Source organism: Arcobacter sp., assembly GCF_050300555.1.
GTDB lineage: Bacteria > Campylobacterota > Campylobacteria > Campylobacterales > Arcobacteraceae > Arcobacter.
Genome location: NZ_JBNKXY010000001.1, coordinates 249,492 through 271,341, shown reverse-complemented (window position 1 = coordinate 271,341; position 21,850 = coordinate 249,492). Strand labels below are relative to the sequence as shown.

Here is a 21,850-nt window from a genome sequence, read left to right as displayed (position 1 = left end):
ATTTATTAAGTGTTTTTTTATAGTTGTTAATTAAAAATTAATCAACTATATAAAATCTATTAGATAATAGTATTTTTATTGATTTAAAGACCTTTTAGATAAAATCTATAATTAAAAAACAATATTATTAAGGATTATTAATTATGAAAATACACAGAATTAATCCATGTAAACGTTGGTCAGATGTGACTGTTTTTAATGGAATAGCAAGTTTTGTAGAAGTAGCAGATTCAGATACTAGGGCAGATATAAAAGGACAAGTAGAACAAATATTTGCTCAAGCTGAATCAACACTAGCTTTAGTAGAAAGTGATAAATCAAGAATTTTATCAGTGACAATTTATTTAACAGATTTTGCAAATTTTGATGCACTAAATGATGTTTGGGATTCATGGTTTCCAGAAGGTTGTGCTCCTAGTAGAGCTTGTGTAAAAGCTGAATTAGTAGATCCAGATTTATTAGTTGAAATGTCATTTACAGCAGCAGCTGGTGAAAACTACCTCTCATAGTTTATACAATAAATATCACAAAATAATTAAAAGTTTGTCTTGCAATAATGTACTATGATTAAAAAATTTTAAAAAGTATAATTTACAAAAAGAAAGGTGAATTATGAATTTATTATTTTTCTTAGTCTATTGTTGTTTAATGACAGCAACTCCAGGACCTACTAATATTATGATTCTTACAACAGTACATAATTATGGGGTTAAAAAGGCTCTAGAATTTTCTATTGGAGCTTCTTTTGCTTTTTTTATTTTGTTAAGTAGCTCTGTTATTTTTAATTCTTTATTGATGACTTATTTGCCAAATATTATAGTTGTTTTACAAATAATTGGAGCTATTTATATGTTATATTTGGCTTATCAGATTTTTAAAATAGATAAAAGTAAAAAAGAAGAAAATCTATTCTCCTCTTTTAGAACTGGGTTTTTTATGCAATTTATCAACCCAAAATCAGTATTGTTTACATTAACTGTTTTCCCTAGTTTTATTTTACCTTATTATAAATCTTTTTGGGAACTTAGTTTTTTTGTTGTGTTTATTACATTTATTGCTTGTAGTGCTTTTTTATTATGGATTTTATTTGGAAATATACTAAAATCTTTTATGGATAAGTATAATACGTTAGCAAATAATATTATGGCAATATTTCTAGTATTATGTGCAATTGCGATTTCAGGAATATTTAATTGATGAGTTATTATGGATAAGTTTATATATAAAAACAGAGTAGGTATTACAGCATTAAGAGCTAAAATGCAAAAGTTTTCATATAAAAAACATGCACATGAAGAGTATGCTTTAGGAGTAACGTTAAAAGGAATTCAAAAGTATAATTTAGAGGGAAATAGTCAATCATCTTATAAAAATGGTGTAATGCTATTTAATCCACAGCAATTACATGATGGCGAATCAGGAGATCATGATGAATCTTTAGATTATGTAATGTTATATATTAAACCTGAACTCTTTTTAGAAGCTTTAGGAAAAAAAGACATTGTTAAATTTTCTTCTTCTATTGTATATAATGAAAAACTAAAACAAGATATAATCAATCTTTCGTCTGCTATTTTTTTTGAAAAAGATGAAGTTTTGTGTAATGAACTTTTATTAAATATTACAGATAATTTCTCTAGTAGAGATTTTATTTTAGATTATAAAAAAGAGAGTTTGATTGTCAAAAAAGCAAAGGAAATGATTTATTTTGAGTTAGATGATGTTTTAAATATAGATGAAATTTCAAAAGAGTTAGACTTAAGTAAATTTCAATTTATAAGAATGTTTAAAACAAATACAGGAATAACTCCATATCAGTTTTTTTTAAATTGTAAACTAATTCATGCAAAAAAATATTTAGAATATACAAAAGATTTATATGCTACAGTCGTAGAGTATGGATTTACAGATTTATCTCACTTAAATCGACATTTTAAAAGAGTGTATGGATTAACAGCTTATGAGTATCTTCAATCTTTATATTGATAAAAATATGAAAGTAAAATTATGAAAGATATGCCTTATTGCACAAATGAATTTAAAGGAAAAACATGTCTCTTTCTGTAATGTTTGTTGTTCTTTTAGCTGCATTATTACATGCAAGTTGGAATTTTTTGGTTAAACAAAATAGTGATAAACATATTAGCATGTCAGCTGTTGTTTTAGGACATACTCCTTTTGCTATTTTTGCACTGTTTTTTGTTTCTTTACCAAATCTTGAATCTCTGATGTATATAATAACAGGAGCACTATTACATTGTGGTTATCAGTTATTTTTACTAAACTCTTATAAAATAGGGGATTTAAGTCAAGTTTATCCTTTAGCAAGGGGGATAGCTCCTTTGCTTGTGTCAGTAGTATCTGTATTTTTTTTAGGAGAGCATCTTAATCAGATTCAAACTATTGCTATAATAGTTATTTGTACGGGTATTATGAGTTTGGTTTTAGTTAGAAAAAGTGATGGCTTAAGAAACTATCGTGCAGCTATTTTAGCTGTTATTACTGGTATTTTTATTGCTTCTTATTCTTTAGTTGATGGATTGGGAGCTAGGCTTTCTGGAAGTGCTGTTGGATTTTATGCTTGTTTATCTATTTTAAACGCAATAATATTTGCTTTAATAGTTACAATTAAAAAGCCAGATACGGTTAAAGTTGTTGTTATCAAAAATTATAAGTTAGCTTTGGCTGGTGGTTTAGCATCATTTACAGCATATGCTTTGGTTATATGGTCTTTTACTATGGCTTCTATTCCAGTTGTTACAGCCTTAAGGGAAACGAGTATTATTTTTGCACTTTTATTAGGTGTTTTTGTATTAAAAGAGAAGTTAGATTTGATGAAATTATTTGCTTCTATGACAACATTAATTGGTGCAGGATTATTACGTTTTAGTAAATAAATTAATTGATCTTTCCCAATAGTTTATAGTTTTTATAGTAGTTGATTGTTTCCATCAAAAGTAGGGCAATAATACCCATAATCCAATAAATAAACCATTGGGAAATCATGCCAATAAAACCTCCTTCTGAATAATAATCATAAACTTGAAATACTAAAAAAAATAGTATTGTTGACTTTAAAGAGATTTCATTATTTTTATGAAAATTGATTATCTCATAACCTTTTAGTTTAAATTTAAAATATAAAAATATAAAACTAACAGGAATAAGTCCTAAAATATAAAGATAATCTTCTTTTATTATTTCTAATGTTTTATTTTCACCCAATACATATAAATAAACTGAAATGATAGCTATAAAAGTTACTATAAAAAGAGTTATTGGTTTATTCAAAATATTTCCTTGTATTTTTTGTGATTTTATCAAATAAAATTAAAATATGAGATTATATTTAAAGCTTCATTTATTTTAATAATATTAAGCATTTATGGAGTAAAGTTATTCAAATAAAAATTTTTAATTAAAGGCAAAATTATGACACAACGACTACTATAAAAATATAGTACTAATAGAAGTTGAGTTTAAATAATAATTAACCTATGTTAATGACAAAACTTTTTTTTAATTTTATAATTTCAATGTCACAAGGAAAAATATGAATAGGGTATATATCACAGATAAAATAACTGACCCTTATATAGAAAAAGAGGTTTTAGGAGATGAAATATCATTAGAATTACATGATGATATTGAAGTTTTATTAGTCTGGCATAAAAAAATATCAAATGAATATATAGATAAATTGCCAAAATTAAAAGCACTTGTTAGATATGGGGTTGGTTATGATGTTTTTGAAGACCTTGACTATATTAGGCAAAAAGGTATTTATGTCTCTAATACTCCAGATTATGGGACAGAGGAGGTTAGTGATACTGCTATTGCAATGATTATGAATATTGCTCGTGGGATTACTAGATATGATTATTTATGTAGGGATTATAAAGATGGTTCTTGGCAAGCAAATACTTTAAATAATATTAAAAGAAATAGTGACTATAAGATTGGAGTAATAGGAGCTGGAAGAATAGGTGGAAGTGTAATTTTAAAAGCTAATGCTTTGAGATTTCAAACTCATTTTTATGATCCTTATTTATCAGCAGGTACAGAAAAAATGCTTGGTGCTAAGAGATTTGATGATTTAGAAGAGTTACTTGCAACTTGCGATATTATCTCTATAAATTGCCCTTTGACAGCAGAGACAAATGCACTTGTAGATGAAAATTTTATAGCTAAGATGAAAAAAGGTGCTTCCATAGTAAATACAGCACGAGGTCCTATTGTAAAAGACTTGGATGTGTTTTATGAGCCTTTAAAATCTGGACAATTAAATTGTATAAGTCTTGATGTATTGCCAAGTGAACCACCAAAAAATGGTTTGATGATAGATGCTTGGAAAGCAAAAGAATCTTGGCTAGATGGAAGATTTCTTATAAATCCACATAGTGCTTTTTATAGTGATAAAGCATATTTTGAGATGAGACAAAAAGCTGCACTAAATGCAAAACGAGTGTTGGATGGCAAGAAGCCAATTAATATAGTTAATGGTTTAAAGTAAAGGCGTAAATTAGCAATTTTATTCTATATATTCTTTAACAAATTTTCTATAATCTTTTAAAGGATATTATATGAATATAAAAAGTGTATTATTAGCATTATTAGTAGTTTTAATATGGGGTATTAACTTTTCTGTTATAAAGTTTGGATTAGAGGAATTGCCTCCTATACTTTTTTCATCTTTACGTTTTTTTGTAGTAGCTATTCCTGCTGTATTTTTTATACCTTTTCCTAAAACATCGGTCTGGAATGTTTTAGGAGTAGGGGTGTTTTTAGGTATTTTAAAATTCTCTTTTTTGTTTGTAGCTATGAAAGCAGATGCTAGTGCTGGAATTTCATCTTTATTATTACAAGCTCAAGTTATCTTTACAATTATTTTAAGTATGTTTATTTTTAAAGAAAAAATTTCAACTTCACAATTATTAGGAATTATGATTGCTTTTATTGGTTTTGGATTTTTCTTTTTAACTGTAAATACAAGTATTACGATGTTTGGCTTGATTTTGATACTTTGTGCTGCACTTTTTTGGGGAATATCAAATATAATTATGAAACAAGTAAAAGGTGTAAATCTTTTACATTTTATGGTTTGGGTAAGTTTAGTAGTTCCTTTGCCTTTGTTTATTCTTTCTTATTTTTATGAATCACATGAGCCTTTGACAATTTTATTAAGCTCAAGCTTTAAAACTTGGGCATCATTGGCATTTACAGGATATATTTCTACTTTAGTTGCTTTTGCTATTTGGGGATGGTTGCTTAAAAACTATAGTGCAGCAATGGTAACGCCTTTTGCATTAGCTATTCCAGTAGTAGGAATAATAAGTTCAAATATTTTGTTGAGTGAACAATTAAGCACAATTGAAAGTGCAGGGGCACTTCTTATTTTATTTGGATTATTTGTTTCAGTATTAGGAAATAGATTTTATCTTTTAGTTTTAAATACAAGTAAAAGAAGAGTATAAAAACTCTTCTTTTTATACTATTTTTATTTGTAGAATTTTAGCTATTTCTATTTAATACTATGATTATTTATGTATAATTCATATCAAATGATTAAATGAGGTAGTAGCTTGGAAAATAAAAATATACCATTTCAAACAATAGATTGGGATAACATACCTAAAACTGAACATAAGGGGGAATCTGGTATTGCATATTGGCAAACTTTGCAATTTGAAGGTTTAAGAGTGAGAGTTGTAACTTATTCTGCAAATTATGTAGCTGATCACTGGTGTGAAAAAGGTCATATTGTTTATTGTTTAGAGGGTGAAGTTGTCAATGAGCAAAAAAATGGGGAAAGTTCTATTTTAAAACCTGGAATGTCATATATAGTTTCTGATGATTTAAGTTCACATCGTTCTGTTACAAAAGATGGGGTAAAGTTACTTATTATTGATGGTGATTTTTTAAAATTGAAAAGTTAAAAATCAAAACTATTTTGTGGGAAAAACATGATAAAAAAAAGTTTAATCTCTTTGTTTGTATTTTTTATGACATCTTTAAATGCACAGATACAATTAGATACTTCAATCATAAAAAATTATTCTATTATTAAAGAATTTTATATAATTAATCAAAAAAAATTCATGGCTATACGTTCATATGAGTATAATTCAAGAATAAACTTTTTGCTAATAGATTTGGATACTTTAAAAACTTCTGTAATCAGTCAAAATGAAAAAAAGAAGTTAAAAAAAACTACAGATGCAGTTCTTTTAAAAACCAATTATTTTGAATTAAGGGAAAAAGCTCTTGATAATTCAGAAGTTATGGCAAATGCTGGTATCAATGATAGTATAAATAAGATTGGAATAAATCTTACAATTGATATGTGTCCTTCATCTAAAAAAGGTTATGAAAAAGAACTTTTTGAAGAGTATTTAAAATTTAATGAATCGAATAAAAAAGTTCCTATTGCAATAGCTATAACCTATAAATGGGTAAATGAGCACAAAAAAGAGTTTTTATCTTTAATAGAAAATAAAAATTTAGATATAACATGGATAAATCACTCAACAAATCATTATTATAATCCTTTTGAAAAATTATCTGAAAATTTTATGCTAAATAGTAAAACAAATTTAGAAGAGGAGGTTATTGAAGTAGAAAAGATGTTACTTTTAAATAACCAAATACCATCTATGTTTTTTAGATTTCCAGGTTTAATATCTAATAAAAAGATTGTTAATAGTTTAGTTAATAGATTTTCTTTACTTCCACTTGGTACGAATAATTGGCTAGCAAAATCAAAAAAATCAATAACAAATGGAGATATAATTTTAATACACGGAAATTTAAATGAAAAACAAGGTGTCGTAAAATTAATCCAAAATAAAAAAGATATAAAACAATTTGACTCTATTTATAATTCATTGTTAATACATTGATAAATTATTGAACTGTTTATATATTAGACCATAAATATAAATATATAAAAATCTACTTTTAAGAGATAATATATATAATTTATATAAATTAAAAGGAGCATAGATGAATCAAAATGATATAAAAAAAGAGTTTGCAAAGGTTATTTTAAAGGCTAAAATAATTGCAGCAATTTTTTTTATTTTACTGGCACCAAGTATTGTAATAACAATAAAAGGCTTAGATGAACTTTTTGGATATGGAAAAGATATTTGGTTTAATATTTCTGTTTTAGGTTTTGTAATTTATGGTATTTATTATCTATTTTTTTGGAAATGTCCAAAATGTGGTGCTTTTCCAGGTCGTGGTTGGTTTAGAAAAAATTGTGATAATTGTGCTACTGAACTTAACTAATAAATGTTTAATTTCTAAAAAAAATAGAAAAATGTTAAAAAATTAATTTTTTAGTGTATAATTGTGTATATATTTTAATGACTTTATACTTATCGTAAAATTTCTGTTTTTGAGTATGTATAAATTTTGTTAATAATATACATATTTAAAGGAAAACAAGAAGATGCAAATTTATGTAGGTAATATGTCTTACGGTACAACAGAAGAGAGTTTAACTACTTTATTTTCTCAATATGGAGAAGTAAGTAGTGTAAAATTAATAACTGATAGAGAAACAGGAAGAGCTAAAGGTTTTGGTTTTGTTGCTATGAATGATGATAGTGCAGCATCAAAAGCTATTGAAGAGTTAAATGGTAAAGAATTTGAAGGTAGAACATTAAGAATTAATGAAGCTAAACCTAAAGAAGAAAGACCAAAAAGAGAATTCAATAATAGATACTAATCTAAAAACTTTTTAAAAGGGGTATTTACCCTTTTTAAAATACTCCCTCATATTTACTCCTTATATCCCTAGTTTTACAAAAGGCACTTAATGACAATTAATGAATTAAAAGAGTTGATTTTATTTAATTTAAAAGATAATTCTAAAGAATTCAAAAGAGTTTTCCATGGAAGAGGAAACTATTATCAAAATTTTCACTATTTAACTGTGGATATTATAGATAAAATTTTGTTTGTAACTTTATATGAAAATATTGATAATAGTTTAGAAAATGAATTAAAAGAACTTCTTGAACAAGTCTCTATTCAGATGAATATTGATACTTTAGTTTTACAAAAAAGATATCAAAAAGAGAATTTTTGTGAAGTATTAAAAGGGAAATTAGCTCAAAATATATACGCTATTGAAAATAATTTAAAATATACTATAAATTTTACAAATCAAAATATTGGGTTGTTTCCAGATATGAAAGTAGGAAGAGAGTTTATTGCTTCAATATCTAAAGATAAAAATATTTTAAATCTATTTTCATATACTTGTGCTTTTTCAGTTGTTGCATTAAATTCAGGTGCTAAACAAGTTGTTAATGTAGATATGGCAAAGGGCGCTTTAAGTATAGGTAGAGATAATCATAGAATAAATAATCTTGATACAAGCAAAGTGAAATTTTTACCATATAATATTTTAAAATCATGGAGTAGAATCAAAAAATTTGCACCATATGATATTATAATTATAGATCCTCCTTCATTTCAAAAGGGTAGTTTTGCAGCTAGTAAAGACTATGAAAAGATAATCAAAAGATTAAATGAACTGGCAAGTAGTGATTGTATAGTTCTTTCATGTTTAAATGCTCCAGAACTTGATACTACTTTTATGAAAGATTTGTTTAGTAAATTTGCTAGTGAATTTGAGTTTGTAAAAAGATTGGAAAATTTAGAAACCTTTCCAAGTAATAATGAAGAAAAAACGTTAAAGAATATGATTTTTAAAAGAAAAGAGATGATAAATCCAAAATTATGTCCTTTTTGTGGGCAACAAAATTTGTGTGAAGCACATATTTTAAATAATAATTGTTGGTGTAATAATATTAAAGTTCCAACTGAACTTAGAGTTTTTATTCCTGAAGAAAAAAGAATGAAAGCCTGTATTTGTCAGAAGTGTATTTTAGACTTTAAAGAAAATAGTGAGTTATTTATTCAAAAGTATAATTTAACTAAATAACTATTAAATATTTTTAATTTATAAAATAGAACTCTTTAGTTATAATAGGTTCAAATAAAAAAGCAAGTGGTGTAGTGAGTCAATTTTCAATATCAGACGATGTCAAAAATCTTAATGTTACAAATATAAAAAACAATCTTTTTAGTTATAGATATGATATAAAAAGGTTAACTGCGTACTTTACTAATCCTACTGAAGAGTTAGAACACTTTTATAGTAGTTTTAAGGGAGAAGTTTATGAAAACATAATTTATGAACTTCTTTTAGAATATGCTAAAAATACTCCAGAAATAACAAAGTTTATTTTAAAAGGTCCTCATCAAAAAAGAGATTTAAATCAAAATAAGAGTGGACTTTTGATAGATAATAGTAATCAAATAGTTTATAAAGCTTCATATAAAGATATAAGTGAATTTGATGCACTTTTCTTCACAAAAAATGAAATCTATTTTGTGGAAATGAGTACATCAAAAAAAACTGCTAGTTTAAATAAAAGATTATTTAAAAAGCAAGCGTTATTAAAAGTTTTATTTCCTTATCTTGAAGTTAAGGCACTGATTGTTTTAACAAAAGGTTCTGTAGGTCTTAATAACTTTCCTTCTTATTGTACTATTTGGGTTACAAAAGATTTTGATGATGAAAATCTTTTAAAAGAGTTAATAGAAAAGAAAAAAGAGAAAAGAATTACTTTCCCAAATGAAAAAAAAGATATAAAGTTTGTTGAGGCAAATACAATATCCCATTCAAATTTCAAATATTTTCAAACTCTAAAATGGATACTTTACACTGCAAGATCAAATAAAAAATTTAGTGTAGATTTAGGATTTTTTAATAGTAAAGATTTAAACTTATATTTTGATATATATACAAAACTTTATGTGGGGTATATTACCATTGAAGATTTTAAAAAAATAGCTCAAAATTATAATTTTGATGTTAAAGATGATAAAGTAATTGTAAGTATTGAAAAAATTAATCAAAAAACTTATGGAATAATTTATTACCCTAAAAATAAAAATGGTCAATTAAAAAGAGTAAAAATAGATGAAGATAGTGTTAATATAAAAGACAAAGAAGCAGAAGGTTTTACAAATGCCGAAATTAAATTTATGTTAAATGTTTTGGATGAAAAGTTTGTGTTAACACTAAATGATATAAATCATATTAATAAAAATATATCAATTATAAAAACTTCTTAAATCAACTACTTATATCTAATATTTTTTTCAAGTGATTTATTTATTTGAAATTCGACCATTTTATCAAATGGAACTAGAAAGTTTTCAAGAAATTCTTTTTCAATATTTTCAATATTTTGCTTATTTAATAATTTTAAAATAACTAATGTAGATTCAATAGTAGATAAACAGTACTCAGATGGTTGCTTTTTAAATTCATAGGCTGAACTAGATTCAAAATTAAAACTTATTTTGGGTAAAGAGTTTAAATTATTACTCAATTTTAACATTTTTTTAGAACAAGCCCATGTTGAGTCTATAAGAAAAATCACTTTTTGTTTTTTTGTATCAATTGTATTTGTAGTTAAGTTTATTGAGTCTTTTCCAGGATATAAAATAAAACATGAATTAGAAGAGTCATTAATTATTGCATTTAATTCTTTATTTTCTGAAAAATCAATACCGACATAAATTTTACTATTAAGAAGTGACTTATGAGTTATTTTTCCAGTATTATTTTTTGTTTTTTTATATTCCTTTGGATGCATTAAAATTATAAATTTTGTATTTGTATTAAATGGTCTAATTAAACCACAAACACAGCTTAACTTTGTTCTATTACATTGGTAACAATATTCTCTATTATTTATCATTTCGTATTATATTGTAACTTTATTATAAAAATATTAATTATTTTATGAAAATTTATGATAACTATTAATATTATTAAGCTACTTTTAAGAATTGTAAAGATAAGATTGTACTATTGAATGATATGGGAGGTGTGTAGTGAATAGTATTAACAGTGTTCAAATGAGTTCGTTAATGGCTTATAATTCTAATGTTACTCAGAATTTAGATAGCAATACTGATGCTAATATCAATAAAAACATACCAAAAATTGAAAATAGTTCTGAAAATGATATAAATAATCAAGCAGTGAATGTATCTATTTCGATGCAAAGCATGCAGATTTATGTACAAGTTAGAAGTTTAGAGTTTGTTCAAACAAATACTGAAGCTCAAGACATGTTACATAATATATTTAACAACAAAGAGGTTTTTCACTTCTTAGACGGAAGAGAAGCTTCAAATGGTCTAAATCTTAAAGATATAGGCTATGAAGGAAAACCTATTACGCAATTAACAGCTTCAGAAGCTAAAGAATTAGTTTCTGAAAAAGGTTTTTTTGGCGTAGAACAAACTTCAGATAGAGTTTCAAATTTTGCGTTTGGTATTAGTAATGGTGATGTTGAACTTTTAAAAGAATCAAGAAAAGGTATTGTAAAAGGTTTTGAAGAGGCTGAAAAACTTTGGGGAGGAGAACTTCCTGAGATATCTTATTTAACACAAGAAAAAACATTAGAAAAAATAGATAAACGAATTGCAGAACTATTAAATAAAGATAAAAGTGTCGAGGATAAAAATAGTCAGCTAGGGGATAGTCCAGCTGAAGCTTTAGCAAAAGAAGATAATAAAAAAGAGAGTTAAATTAAATTAGCTCTCTTTTTTTCTCGCTCTTTTCTTTTATTTTTCATCTTAGTTAAGGCAAGTTTTCTCATATCAGCAATTGTGTCTGATTCATCCATAATTTCCAATCCAAGTAATGTTTCAATACAATCTTCAAGGGTAACAATACCTTCTGTTTGGTCATAGTTATCTAACACTATAAACATATGCTCTCTTTTTTTGATAAAAGTATTTAATGCTTTAGATACTGGAATATTTTCATTTAAAGCAAAAACAGGTGTCATGATAGATTCTATAGTTACTTCACTATCTTTAATTGCTTGTTTAAATATTTTTTTAGTAAGAACTACACCTACCATATTGTCAATAGTATCATCATATATTGGAACTCTAGAAAACTTATAAGTTCTCTTATCATCTAATATATCTTTGATTTTTGTATTCTTTTCAATTGAATACATTACTGATCTTGGAGTTAATATTTCTTTTACTTTAATACTATGAATTGTAAGTGTATTTTCAATAATATCTGATTCTAAATCTCCAATAATTCCTTCTTCTTCACTTAATAATGTTGAATGAATTAACTCTTCTCTTGTAATTGAATCACTTGAAAAGTCACCTTTAGAAATCTTTTTAGTAACAAATTGTGTAATTAGTATGATTGGATACGTAATAAATATAAAAAACTTAATAATTATTGCTGCATGTGGTGCTAATTGTTTCCAATAAACTGCTCCAATTGTCTTTGGTATGATTTCAGCAACAAAAAGTATCATAAATGTAAGAAAAATAGACACTACTATTACTAATGTAGAGTTGCCTTCAAATACTGATTCAGCTTGTACACCAATAGCAGTTGCTCCAAGTGTGTTTGCAATAGTATTTAAAATTAAGATTGATGCAATAGATTTATCTATATCTTGTTTTAAACTTTTTAAAAGTTTACCTGCCGCTGGTTTTTCTTTTTCAATGACAGAGATATATGAAACATTGGTAGAAAGGATAATAGACTCTAAAATAGAGCACAAAAACGAAACACTGATAACTAAAACAAATAGTAATATTAGAATTTCCATATTATCCTACTTGTTTGCAAATTTAAGTTCTTCCTCTGGGAATTGTCTTCCAAGATGTTACTCCTATATAATATAATTAACTACGTATGATACCAAATTTTTTTATAAAATGGTATATATTTGACAAAAATATTAAAAAAGATGTATAATAAAGGGTAAAGATGCAATTAATTTTTAAAGGAGGTTGTTATGGAATTTGGTCCAATACCAGCATTAAATGAATTTCAAATTAATAGTGCAAGAAAATTTGAAGTTGTTAATGAAATCGATCCTAGTAAAAAAATTGATAATGATGCAGAACCTAAAGAAGTTTTAGCAGTTCAAAAAGATAAAATTGAAGAGTTTAAAAAATCAGAGGTTAAAAAAGGTGATTTTTCTACTTACAATGAAGTGACTTTGACTAATCTTAGCTTTGGTTATAATGATGAATCAAAAGATTTCTTTATAAAAGTAAAAAGAGGTGATTTTGAAGCTCAATATCCAACTGATGAGATGATGAGATTGAAAGCATTTATTTTAAGTGCAAATGAAAAAGAGATTGAAGCTAGTTAACTATAGTATTTCTTTTAAGTTCTAATATCTCACTAGCTTCATAATATTTTTCACTTTCTAATTCATCCAAAAGATTTTTATATTTTTCATAAACTTTCCAAATTTTTTCATAAGCTTCATATCTATTTTTCCTAAATAGTGCTAATGCTGTAGCACCATTTATAAGACCTTGTACTGCTTTTGCTTTTAGTTTCTCATTATTTTTTTTATAATCTCTCCACTCATCTTCTAAAAGTTCATGGGCTTCAACAAATCTTTCTTCTTTAATTGCAATTATAAATTGTTCTATACTCAAGAATTAAGTTCTTTATGTAAATAATATCCTGTATGTGAACCTGATTTTTTATGATTTTGGGCTAATTGTTCAGGTGTTCCTATATCAACTATTTTCCCACCTTTATTTCCACCTTCTGGTCCCATATCTATAACCCAATCAGAGTTTTTGATAATATCAAGGTTATGTTCAATTACAAGTACTGAATTCCCTAAATCAACAAGATGATGTAATACTTTTGTAAGTCTATCCACATCTGCAAAATGTAATCCTGTTGTTGGTTCATCAAGTACATAAAGAGTATTTCCTGTGTCTTTTTTACTTAATTCTTTACTTAGTTTTATTCTTTGGGCTTCTCCACCTGAAAGTGTTACTGCATTTTGTCCAAGTGTAATATAACCTAACCCTACATTTTGTAAAGTTTCAAGTTTTGCATATACTTTAGGAACTTTTTTAAAAAACTCTATAGCTTCATCTACACTCATATTTAAAACATCAGAGATAGATTTACCTTTGTAAAGTATTTCAAGAGTTTGGGCGTTGTATCTTTTACCATGACATTCATCACATTTAACCATAATATCTGGTAAGAAGTGCATCTCAATTTTTATTTCACCTTCACCTTGACATTTTTCACATCTTCCACCTTTTACATTAAAAGAGAATCTTCCTATTTGGTAACCTCTTAGTTGTGCTTCTTTTGTTTTAGAAAATAAAACTCTAATTTCATCCATAAGGCCTGTATAAGTTGCTGGGTTACTTCTAGGTGTTCTTCCTATTGGAGATTGGTCAAGATAGATAACTTTATCAAGGTCTTCAAGTCCCTCAATAGAAACTCCATCAACCTTATTTACTTTTCTAGCGTGATTTAAAAGTTCTTTTGCAACGGGAAGTAGGGTTTGTAATATAAGAGAAGATTTACCACTTCCACTTACTCCTGTTATAGCACATAGATTTTTAAGTGGAATTTGTACATTAAGGTTTTTGATATTATTTATATTTACATTTTGGATTTCAATAAATCTTTCTTGTGGTCTATTATGAACATAATCAATCTTTTTCTTTCCTGTTACATATTGAGCTGTTAAAGTTTTTGCTTTTTTCATCTCTTTTAATGTTCCTGCAAATACTATTTCCCCTCCATATTTTCCAGCATTTGGTCCAATATCTACAATATAATCAGCTGCTTCAATTGTCTCTTTATCATGTTCAACTACTATAACTGTATTGCCTTTTTCTTGCAGGGCTCTTAGGGTTTTGATTAGTTTATTTGTATCTCTTTCATGTAGTCCAATAGATGGCTCATCAAGTACATACATTACCCCTGTAAGACCTGAACCAATTTGAGAAGCAACTCTAATTCTTTGAGCTTCTCCCCCACTAATTGTTCTTGCATCTCTTCCAAGTGTTATATATCCTAGTCCAACATCATTTAAAAAGAAAATTCTCTCTTTTATCTCTTTTAAAATTGGAGCTGAAATCATTTTTGATTGGTCAGAAAAATATTTAAAATTTTCATCATCATGGAAAAATTTATAGGCATCTTCAATTGGTAAAGTTATAATTTCAGATATAGTTTTATTAGCAACTCTTACAGCTTGAGAAGAGGGTTTTAGTCTATTTCCTTTACAATCACTACAAGCCTTTTCAGTCATATATTCACCTAAGTCTTTTTCATCTTTTATCATATCATAGGCAATTTTTACAATACCTTCCCATTTTCTAGTTAATTTATGTCTTTTCCAAGTAAATACGGCATCTTCAACTCCACCATGAAGTATTGATTTTTTTTGATAATCTTCTAGATCTTCAAAAGGAATAGAAGTATCAATACCTGCTGCTTCACAATGGGCTTTTAGCATTTTGAAATAGTACCCTTTGTTAAATCCATAAATAACTCTTATAGCTCCATCATCAATACTTAGGCTTTCATTGATTACTTTTTTCATATCTAAAGCATATCTAATACCCAAACCATCACAAGATGGACAAGCACCTTTTGGTGAGTTAAATGAAAAAGTTAATGGTTCAAGTGGTTCGAAAGAGATTTTACAATCAAAACAAGCCATATGTTCAGAGTAGTGAATGTGCTTTTCAACTCCAACTTCTTCGTGGTTCATAACTTCAACTTCAAGTTCTCCAAAACTCTCTTTTAAACCTTTTTCAACATCTTGTGCAATTCTGTCTTTATTTTCATCTTTTACCACAACCCTATCAATCACTACTTTGATAGTGTGCATTTTATTTTTTTCTAGTTCAACTTCTTCATCAAGTCTAACCATTACACCATCTATTATTGCCCTAACATATCCTTTTCCTCTAAGACTTTCCAGCATATCAGCAAAGGAACCTTTTTTTCTATTTACTAAAGGTGCTAAAATAATAATTTTTGACTCTTCTGGTAATTTTAAAACTTGTTCTATTACATCTGAAGCACTCATTTTAGAAATTGGTTTATTACATTGATGACAGTGTTGAGTTCCAACTCTTGCATATAAAAGCCTAAAATAATCATAAACTTCAGTAATAGTCCCAACAGTTGATCTTGGATTTTTAGAAGTTGTTTTTTGATCAATTGCAATTGCAGGAGTTAATCCTTCAATTCTTTCAACATCTGGTTTCCCAACTTTATCTAAAAATTGTCTTGCATATGCAGAAAGTGATTCTATATATCTTCTTTGACCTTCAGCATAAAGGGTATCAAAGGCAAGAGTTGATTTTCCACTTCCAGAAAGCCCAGTAAAAACTATAAGTTTATTTTTTGGAATTTCAAGGTTTATATTTTTAAGATTATTTTCTTTTGCATTGTATATTTTTATTGAATCTGTCATTAGTATTTATCCATTTATTATAAATTATTTTGGTATATTTTTAAGCCATTTTATCAAAAGATTAGATATCTTCGTACTTATTTATTGGAAGTTTAATAATAAATTTAGAACCAAGATAATTTTTATCTTTATAACTAAAATTTACTTTTTCAACTTCTATTGAACCATTTAGATGTTTTGTAACTATCTCTTGGCTCATGTATAAACCAATACCTGTACCTTGGCTTTTGTGTTTTGTTGTAAAATATGGCTCAAAGATTCTATCTATTATTTCATCTTTAATACCTTTTGCATTATCTTTAATTTCAATATTTAAAAAATCATTTTTTTCATAACAATCAATAAAAATATATTTTTTTTCAAAATTTCCTTCATCAAAGGCATCTATTGCATTATTTAAGATATTTAAAATAACATGTATAAGTTCATTTTGTAAAGAGTATATTTCAACTTCTTCTATATTTTCAATTATTTTGATATCTTTATTATTGAACTTTGGCGATAGTAAGTTTAAAGCTTTTTTTAGACTATTTTTTATTTTGAAGAGATTTTTTTCTTTTGTTTGTTTAAAGAAGTTTCTAAAATCATCTATTGTATTTGATAGATGTTGTGAAGTTTCCACAATTATATCTATAAACTCATTTAGGTTTTCATCACTTAGTATGCCAAACTCTTTTTTTAGTTTTATACCACTTGCAGTTGTTGTTATGGTTGATAAAGGTTGACGCCATTGATGAGCAATATTTTCAATCATTTCACCCATAGCTTCCATTTTTGATTTGTGATATAAAAGTTTGTCTTTTTCTTTTTGTTCTTCTTCAAGTTTTGTTATATCTGTTATATCAATTACAACACCGATTAGTCCCAAAACATTGTTGTTTGTATCAAAAAATGCTGACTTGTAAAATATTACATTAAATCTACAATTTTTTTCTTTATTATAAACTTCTGATTGATATATTTGGGGATTTTCTTCTAAGTTTAATACTTTTTGGTCTTGTTCGTGATAAATAATTGCAATATCTTTTGGAGCAATATCAAAAACTGATTTTCCTAAAATAGATTCAATTTTTATACCAGTTAATTTTTCCCAAGCTTTGTTACAACCTAAATATTTTCCTTCTTTATCTTTATAGAAAATAGAAGTAGGGTTACTATCAAGAAGTGTATTTAAAAATATTTCTTGATTTTTCATATCTTGTATATTTTTTTCTATTGTCTCTTTTAGTTTCTTCTCTTTTTTAAGTTTATATGTAATATCCCTAGATATACATATTATATAATCAATATTATTTTGGTAATAGTGAGTAATATTTGATTCAAAAATAAATTTTTCACCATTTTTAGAATAAAAATTTGCTAAATTTGTTATTTTATCATGAAGTAAAACTTCTACTAAGCACTCTTTATCATCAATTGATTCTCTTAGTTTATTTATATCAATTTCTAAAATTTCTTCGTTTGTATATTTGAGTTTTTCAAGAAAAGTTTTATTTGCATAAATAATCTTTGATTTACTCATATTATATATACTAATCATATCATTTGATTTATTGATTAGATTAAAAAATAGTTTTAAATCAATCTCTTTTATTGTATTCAAATTTTATCATCTCTTTCTATATGTATAGTTTGAGTAGGGAAAGCAAATGAACAATTGTTTTTCTCTACTAGTTTAGAAATTTGTATAATTACATCTTGTTTTGTTTCTAACCAATCTTCCCAATTTGGACTTCTACTAAAACAGTAAACTAAAATATTTATTGAACTATTTGCATATTCATCAATATATACAAGAATATTGTTTTTTATACCAATTAGGTCTTCTTTTTTTAGTAAATAAGGTTTTTTATCTATATTTAATTTTGAACTTGCAATTAATGGATGCTCTTGAAGCATCTCTCTTATGTCTGTTACTAAGTTTTCAATGTCACTCATTTTACTATCATAGGTAATACCAATTGACATTTTGATTCTTCGACCGATTACTCTTTTTGACCAGTTTAAAATAGACATATTTGCTAATTGGGCATTGGGAACTGTAATCATAGCATTTGCAAATGTTCTGATTCTTGTTGTTCTCATTCTAATATCAACAACTGTTCCTTCAACATTTCCAGCTTCTATCCAATCACCTTGAGAAAAAGAGTTATCTGTAATAATATTTAATGAACCAAAAAAATTAGATAAGGTATCTTTTGCAGCAAGTGCAACAGCAATACCTCCAATACCAAGTGAAGCAATTATTGCTTTGATATCAAAACCTAATTGAACTAATAAAAAAAGAGCAATAAAAATAAGAATTAGTATTTTTATTATTCTTAAAATAAAATCTACCATCTCTTTTCTTATATTAGGGTAGTCATTAAAAATTTTATCAGATGATTGATTTATATAGTTTGTTAAAATTCTGTAAAGCATATAAGAAAAAAGTGCTAAATATACTGTATTAAACCAAGGCACTAATTTATTTAGTTTGCTTGCATCATCGATAAGTAAAAAAAGAGATAATTGGAGAGCAAAAACATAAATTATAAAAGATACGTTAAATCTAAAACTACTTGGAATAATATCTAAAATAGAGATATCCAATGTTTGGATTTTTTTTGATAATCTATTATTAAATAGTCTTGTAAAGAAAGGCAAAATTTTTCTATTTATAAGAAAAAAGAACATAAAAATAAGAAATAAAATAACAATTTTACCTATTGATATATGAAAATAATAATTGAAAGTTTCAGAAATATTTTTTATATGAATATTATTATCAATTTTTTCTATGATATATTTTAAACTTAATTCATCTAAGATAAAATTACTTGGTCTAAATTTACTAATATTAGATTTTAAATAATTATATACTAATAAGTTAGCTTTTATTTGATTTTGTAACTCTTCAAAAGAGTTTTGATATTCAACTGAAATAGAGTCTTTAAGTTCTAAAATTTGATTATATGTTTTTTCAAAGTTTGTTAAATCAATTTTATCTAATGTTTCAATCTGATTTTTAAGTAAAGATATAAAATATTTTTTATCTTTAAATGAGTTTTTTCCGTCAATTATAGAGTTTATTGTTTGTGCAAACATTTTTTTATTTTCTAAAATTGATATTTTTAACATATCCCTTGATACTGCTAAATTATTATCATACTTAGAGTTAACATTGATTTTACTATTTAGAAATCTTATCTCTTTTTGATACGTTTCTTCATCAAATTTGTAGGTAATTTCGCTATTGATACTATTTATGATTTTATCCATTTCATTATCAATAATTTCAATTTGTTTATCAGTTTTAAAATCTTTACTTTGAATTAATTTTATTATAAAACCTAAATCGTAAGAACTAATTTCAGTACTTGTTTCATTTAAATTTTCTTCTTCAATTTTATTATTTTGTGTATTGTTTTGCGTTAAATTATTTATTGGGAAACTATTTGCAAAAAGATTTAAAGAAAGTAATAAAAATATAAAAATTTTAAATAAAGTATTTTTTAAATTGTATTTTTTTGTATTGTACATAAACTATTCCATCCTAAAAAATAAAGTATATATTATAGCATAATAAAATATTAAACAATCATTTACTATTTTAATCAAAAATTGGAACAAATACAGAGCTTATATACTATAATAACAGTGGAATATTTACTCACTTATTAAGGAATATAATATAAAAAAGTTTTTAATAGTTTTTATTATAATAGTTATTATAGGCTATTTATTACCACAAAGGGTTGTTATCCCTGTTGAAAATGGTAAATTTTCAGATTGGAATTCTAAGTCTTTTTGGTTTGGAAATTGGGGAACATCAATAGTTCATAAGGGAATAGATATCTTTAATAAAAAAGGTACACCTATTTTAAGTACAATTGATGGAATTGTTGTATTTAATGGACAAAGGGAAAAGGGTGGCAATGTTGTAATTGTTTTAGGTCCTAGATGGTTACTTCATTATTATTCCCACTTGGATACAATTGATGCTAAGTTATTTTCTTTTGTAAAAAGAGGAGAAAAAGTTGGAACAATGGGTGATAGTGGAAATGCCAAAGGAAAACCATTTCATCTGCATTATCAAATAATGAGAGTATTTCTAAATCCATTTAAAATGGATTCATCAACACAAGGCTATAAAAAAGCTTTTTTTGTAGATCCTAATAAGTTTTTAAAAGAACAGATGAATTATAAAACAGATAAAAAAGAGGAATAAAGTAAAATTTTTTTATATGAATAATCTTTTAAGTAAATAAAAGCTAAACTTTTACCAAACAATCGTTTGGATAAAAATATGGCAATCAAAAAAACATCAAAAGAAGAGATTTTAAAAGAGTCCATCAAACTTTTTAAAATACAGGGATATTCAAATACTTCTATGGCAAATATAGCTGAAGCTTGTGGGCTTATAAAAGGGAGTATTTATCATCACTTTAAAAGTAAAGATGAAATAGGTTTAGAGTCTTTAAAGTATATTCATAACTATTTTGTGAAGTTTATTTTTTCCATTGCTTATAGAAGTGATTTGAGTGATAGGCAGAAAATTGAATTAATTGTTAAAAAAACTGATGATTATTTTTTGCATAGTGAGGGTGGTTGTTTACTTGGGAATTTAGCCCTAGAAGTTAGTAGTTTGAATCTTGATTTTAAAGAAGAAATAAAAGCATATTTCACAGCTTGGGAAAATGCTTTGATAAGAATCTTTGAAAATAAATATCCAAAAATAGAGGCTTCAACTCTAGCTAAAGAGTATGTGGCTTTGAATCAAGGGGCAATTATGATGATGAACTTATATGATTCATCGGATAACTATCTAAAAGTTGGTGAAAAAATCATTAGTCTAATCTAATGTTTTTTTTTGCTTGTTTTAAACAAACAATCGTTTGGTTGTATTGTAAAAATTATAAAAGGAAAAATATGAATTATTTTAAAAAGTTCAAGGGGCAGGGAGAGGCACTTACATCAAAATCACCAATTAGTGAAATATTTTTTGCTTGGTTTGGTGGATGTATTTCAATTTTTATTATTGGTTATCTTACAAAGTCTTATGATAATCTTTTAATTATGGGGTCGTTTGGAGCTACTTGTGTGCTGTTATTTGGTTTTCCTAAAAGTCCATTCTCACAACCTAGAAATGTAATTTTTGGGCATTTTTTATCTACCTTTATTGGTTTAGGTTTTTTACATATTTTCGGAAATGAGTATTGGAGTATGGCATTAGCATTGTCAACGGCAATCGCTGTAATGATTGCAACTAGAACTGTTCATCCACCAGCTGGTTCTAATCCATTGATAGTATTTTTGTTAGGTGTAAATTGGGATTATTTGATTTTCCCAAGTTTGATGGGTTCTGTGATTTTGGTTTTGGTTGCTTTACTTTATAATAATTTGCATAAAAATAGGGCTTATCCACAGTATTGGTTTTAAAAACAAGAGTGGATTAATTATAAATTTTATAATTTTAATATATGTATTGGTTTTAATAAAGGCAAATAATCATAAAATACCTCAATTAA

24 protein-coding genes are annotated in these 21,850 nt (G+C 25.9%); 17 read left to right on the top strand and 7 right to left on the bottom strand.

What is annotated here, in order from left to right; translation table 11 throughout:
* The first annotated feature begins 143 nt into the window (after positions 1 to 143).
* The 4 genes from ACQY5W_RS01470 to ACQY5W_RS01455 all read left to right on the top strand — a co-directional run bounded on the left by ACQY5W_RS01470 (position 144) and on the right by ACQY5W_RS01455 (position 2,897).
* On the top strand, positions 144 to 509 hold the full coding sequence (locus tag ACQY5W_RS01470) for a RidA family protein (RefSeq protein ID WP_428023154.1): 366 nt from the start codon (positions 144 to 146) through the stop codon (positions 507 to 509).
* A 103-nt stretch (positions 510 to 612) separates the two neighbouring features.
* On the top strand, positions 613 to 1,197 hold the full coding sequence (locus tag ACQY5W_RS01465; RefSeq protein ID WP_428023153.1) for a LysE family translocator: 585 nt from the start codon (positions 613 to 615) through the stop codon (positions 1,195 to 1,197).
* A gap of 9 nt (positions 1,198 to 1,206) precedes the next feature.
* A complete protein-coding gene (locus tag ACQY5W_RS01460) occupies positions 1,207 to 1,986 on the top strand; it encodes an AraC family transcriptional regulator (RefSeq protein WP_428023152.1) in 780 nt (259 codons plus the stop codon).
* A gap of 65 nt (positions 1,987 to 2,051) precedes the next feature.
* Positions 2,052 to 2,897: an EamA family transporter gene (locus ACQY5W_RS01455; protein ID WP_428023151.1), complete on the top strand. Its 846-nt coding sequence runs from the start codon at positions 2,052 to 2,054 to the stop codon at positions 2,895 to 2,897.
* A gap of 1 nt (position 2,898) precedes the next feature.
* Here ACQY5W_RS01455 and ACQY5W_RS01450 read toward each other — a convergent pair whose 3' ends face one another.
* Positions 2,899 to 3,291: a hypothetical protein gene (locus ACQY5W_RS01450; RefSeq protein WP_428023150.1), complete on the bottom strand. Its 393-nt coding sequence runs from the start codon at positions 3,289 to 3,291 to the stop codon at positions 2,899 to 2,901.
* Positions 3,292 to 3,553: 262 nt separating this feature from the next.
* On the opposite strand from ACQY5W_RS01450, the gene ACQY5W_RS01445 reads away from it, so the two are divergent.
* From ACQY5W_RS01445 to ACQY5W_RS01410, 8 genes are all read left to right on the top strand, one after another.
* On the top strand, positions 3,554 to 4,513 hold the full coding sequence (locus tag ACQY5W_RS01445; protein ID WP_428023149.1) for a C-terminal binding protein: 960 nt from the start codon (positions 3,554 to 3,556) through the stop codon (positions 4,511 to 4,513).
* A gap of 70 nt (positions 4,514 to 4,583) precedes the next feature.
* On the top strand, positions 4,584 to 5,474 hold the full coding sequence (locus ACQY5W_RS01440) for an EamA family transporter (RefSeq protein ID WP_428023148.1): 891 nt from the start codon (positions 4,584 to 4,586) through the stop codon (positions 5,472 to 5,474).
* A 108-nt stretch (positions 5,475 to 5,582) separates the two neighbouring features.
* Positions 5,583 to 5,936 (top strand): DHCW motif cupin fold protein, encoded by a 354-nt coding sequence (locus tag ACQY5W_RS01435; RefSeq protein ID WP_428023147.1) that lies wholly within the window; start codon positions 5,583 to 5,585, stop codon positions 5,934 to 5,936.
* A 27-nt stretch (positions 5,937 to 5,963) separates the two neighbouring features.
* Entirely contained in the window at positions 5,964 to 6,899 is a 936-nt protein-coding gene (locus ACQY5W_RS01430; RefSeq protein WP_428023146.1) for a hypothetical protein, read from the top strand.
* 103 nt (positions 6,900 to 7,002) lie between these two features.
* Positions 7,003 to 7,290, top strand: coding sequence for a hypothetical protein (locus ACQY5W_RS01425; RefSeq protein ID WP_428023145.1), 288 nt, complete (start codon positions 7,003 to 7,005; stop codon positions 7,288 to 7,290).
* A gap of 163 nt (positions 7,291 to 7,453) precedes the next feature.
* Entirely contained in the window at positions 7,454 to 7,732 is a 279-nt protein-coding gene (locus ACQY5W_RS01420) for an RNA recognition motif domain-containing protein (RefSeq protein ID WP_428023144.1), read from the top strand.
* Between the two features lie 90 nt (positions 7,733 to 7,822).
* Entirely contained in the window at positions 7,823 to 8,956 is a 1,134-nt protein-coding gene (locus ACQY5W_RS01415) for a cysteine-rich CWC family protein (protein WP_428023143.1), read from the top strand.
* 74 nt (positions 8,957 to 9,030) lie between these two features.
* A complete protein-coding gene (locus ACQY5W_RS01410; RefSeq protein ID WP_428023142.1) occupies positions 9,031 to 10,155 on the top strand; it encodes a hypothetical protein in 1,125 nt (374 codons plus the stop codon).
* A 5-nt stretch (positions 10,156 to 10,160) separates the two neighbouring features.
* Here ACQY5W_RS01410 and ACQY5W_RS01405 read toward each other — a convergent pair whose 3' ends face one another.
* Entirely contained in the window at positions 10,161 to 10,787 is a 627-nt protein-coding gene (locus tag ACQY5W_RS01405) for a tRNA-uridine aminocarboxypropyltransferase (RefSeq protein WP_428023141.1), read from the bottom strand.
* Positions 10,788 to 10,923: 136 nt separating this feature from the next.
* On the opposite strand from ACQY5W_RS01405, the gene ACQY5W_RS01400 reads away from it, so the two are divergent.
* On the top strand, positions 10,924 to 11,625 hold the full coding sequence (locus ACQY5W_RS01400; protein ID WP_428023140.1) for a TM1812 family CRISPR-associated protein: 702 nt from the start codon (positions 10,924 to 10,926) through the stop codon (positions 11,623 to 11,625).
* Here the strand turns inward: ACQY5W_RS01400 and ACQY5W_RS01395 are convergent.
* Entirely contained in the window at positions 11,622 to 12,683 is a 1,062-nt protein-coding gene (locus tag ACQY5W_RS01395) for a CNNM domain-containing protein (RefSeq protein ID WP_428023139.1), read from the bottom strand. The genes ACQY5W_RS01400 and ACQY5W_RS01395 overlap by 4 nt on opposite strands.
* A gap of 189 nt (positions 12,684 to 12,872) precedes the next feature.
* Here ACQY5W_RS01395 and ACQY5W_RS01390 point away from each other — a divergent pair, with 189 nt between their 5' ends.
* On the top strand, positions 12,873 to 13,235 hold the full coding sequence (locus ACQY5W_RS01390; RefSeq protein ID WP_428023138.1) for a flagellin: 363 nt from the start codon (positions 12,873 to 12,875) through the stop codon (positions 13,233 to 13,235).
* On the opposite strand, the gene ACQY5W_RS01385 is transcribed toward ACQY5W_RS01390, so the two are convergent.
* From ACQY5W_RS01385 to ACQY5W_RS01370, 4 genes are all read right to left on the bottom strand, one after another.
* Positions 13,228 to 13,530, bottom strand: coding sequence for a DUF309 domain-containing protein (locus ACQY5W_RS01385; protein WP_428023137.1), 303 nt, complete (start codon positions 13,528 to 13,530; stop codon positions 13,228 to 13,230). The genes ACQY5W_RS01390 and ACQY5W_RS01385 overlap by 8 nt on opposite strands.
* Positions 13,527 to 16,340 (bottom strand): excinuclease ABC subunit UvrA, encoded by a 2,814-nt coding sequence (gene uvrA, locus ACQY5W_RS01380; RefSeq protein WP_428023136.1) that lies wholly within the window; start codon positions 16,338 to 16,340, stop codon positions 13,527 to 13,529. Before uvrA ends, ACQY5W_RS01385 begins: the two co-directional genes overlap by 4 nt.
* Positions 16,341 to 16,401: 61 nt before the next feature.
* Positions 16,402 to 17,943, bottom strand: coding sequence for a PAS domain-containing sensor histidine kinase (locus ACQY5W_RS01375; protein ID WP_428023135.1), 1,542 nt, complete (start codon positions 17,941 to 17,943; stop codon positions 16,402 to 16,404).
* Positions 17,940 to 19,862: a mechanosensitive ion channel domain-containing protein gene (locus tag ACQY5W_RS01370; RefSeq protein WP_428023134.1), complete on the bottom strand. Its 1,923-nt coding sequence runs from the start codon at positions 19,860 to 19,862 to the stop codon at positions 17,940 to 17,942. The genes ACQY5W_RS01375 and ACQY5W_RS01370 overlap by 4 nt, the downstream gene beginning before the upstream one ends.
* A 124-nt stretch (positions 19,863 to 19,986) precedes the next feature.
* On the opposite strand from ACQY5W_RS01370, the gene ACQY5W_RS01365 reads away from it, so the two are divergent.
* The 3 genes from ACQY5W_RS01365 to ACQY5W_RS01355 all read left to right on the top strand — a co-directional run bounded on the left by ACQY5W_RS01365 (position 19,987) and on the right by ACQY5W_RS01355 (position 21,761).
* A complete protein-coding gene (locus ACQY5W_RS01365; protein WP_428023189.1) occupies positions 19,987 to 20,550 on the top strand; it encodes a M23 family metallopeptidase in 564 nt (187 codons plus the stop codon).
* A 78-nt stretch (positions 20,551 to 20,628) separates the two neighbouring features.
* The gene (locus ACQY5W_RS01360) at positions 20,629 to 21,183 is read left to right on the top strand and encodes a TetR/AcrR family transcriptional regulator (protein ID WP_428023133.1); all 555 of its coding nucleotides are present in this window, start codon (positions 20,629 to 20,631) and stop codon (positions 21,181 to 21,183) included.
* A gap of 68 nt (positions 21,184 to 21,251) precedes the next feature.
* Entirely contained in the window at positions 21,252 to 21,761 is a 510-nt protein-coding gene (locus tag ACQY5W_RS01355; protein ID WP_428023132.1) for an HPP family protein, read from the top strand.
* Positions 21,762 to 21,850 lie beyond the last annotated feature (89 nt).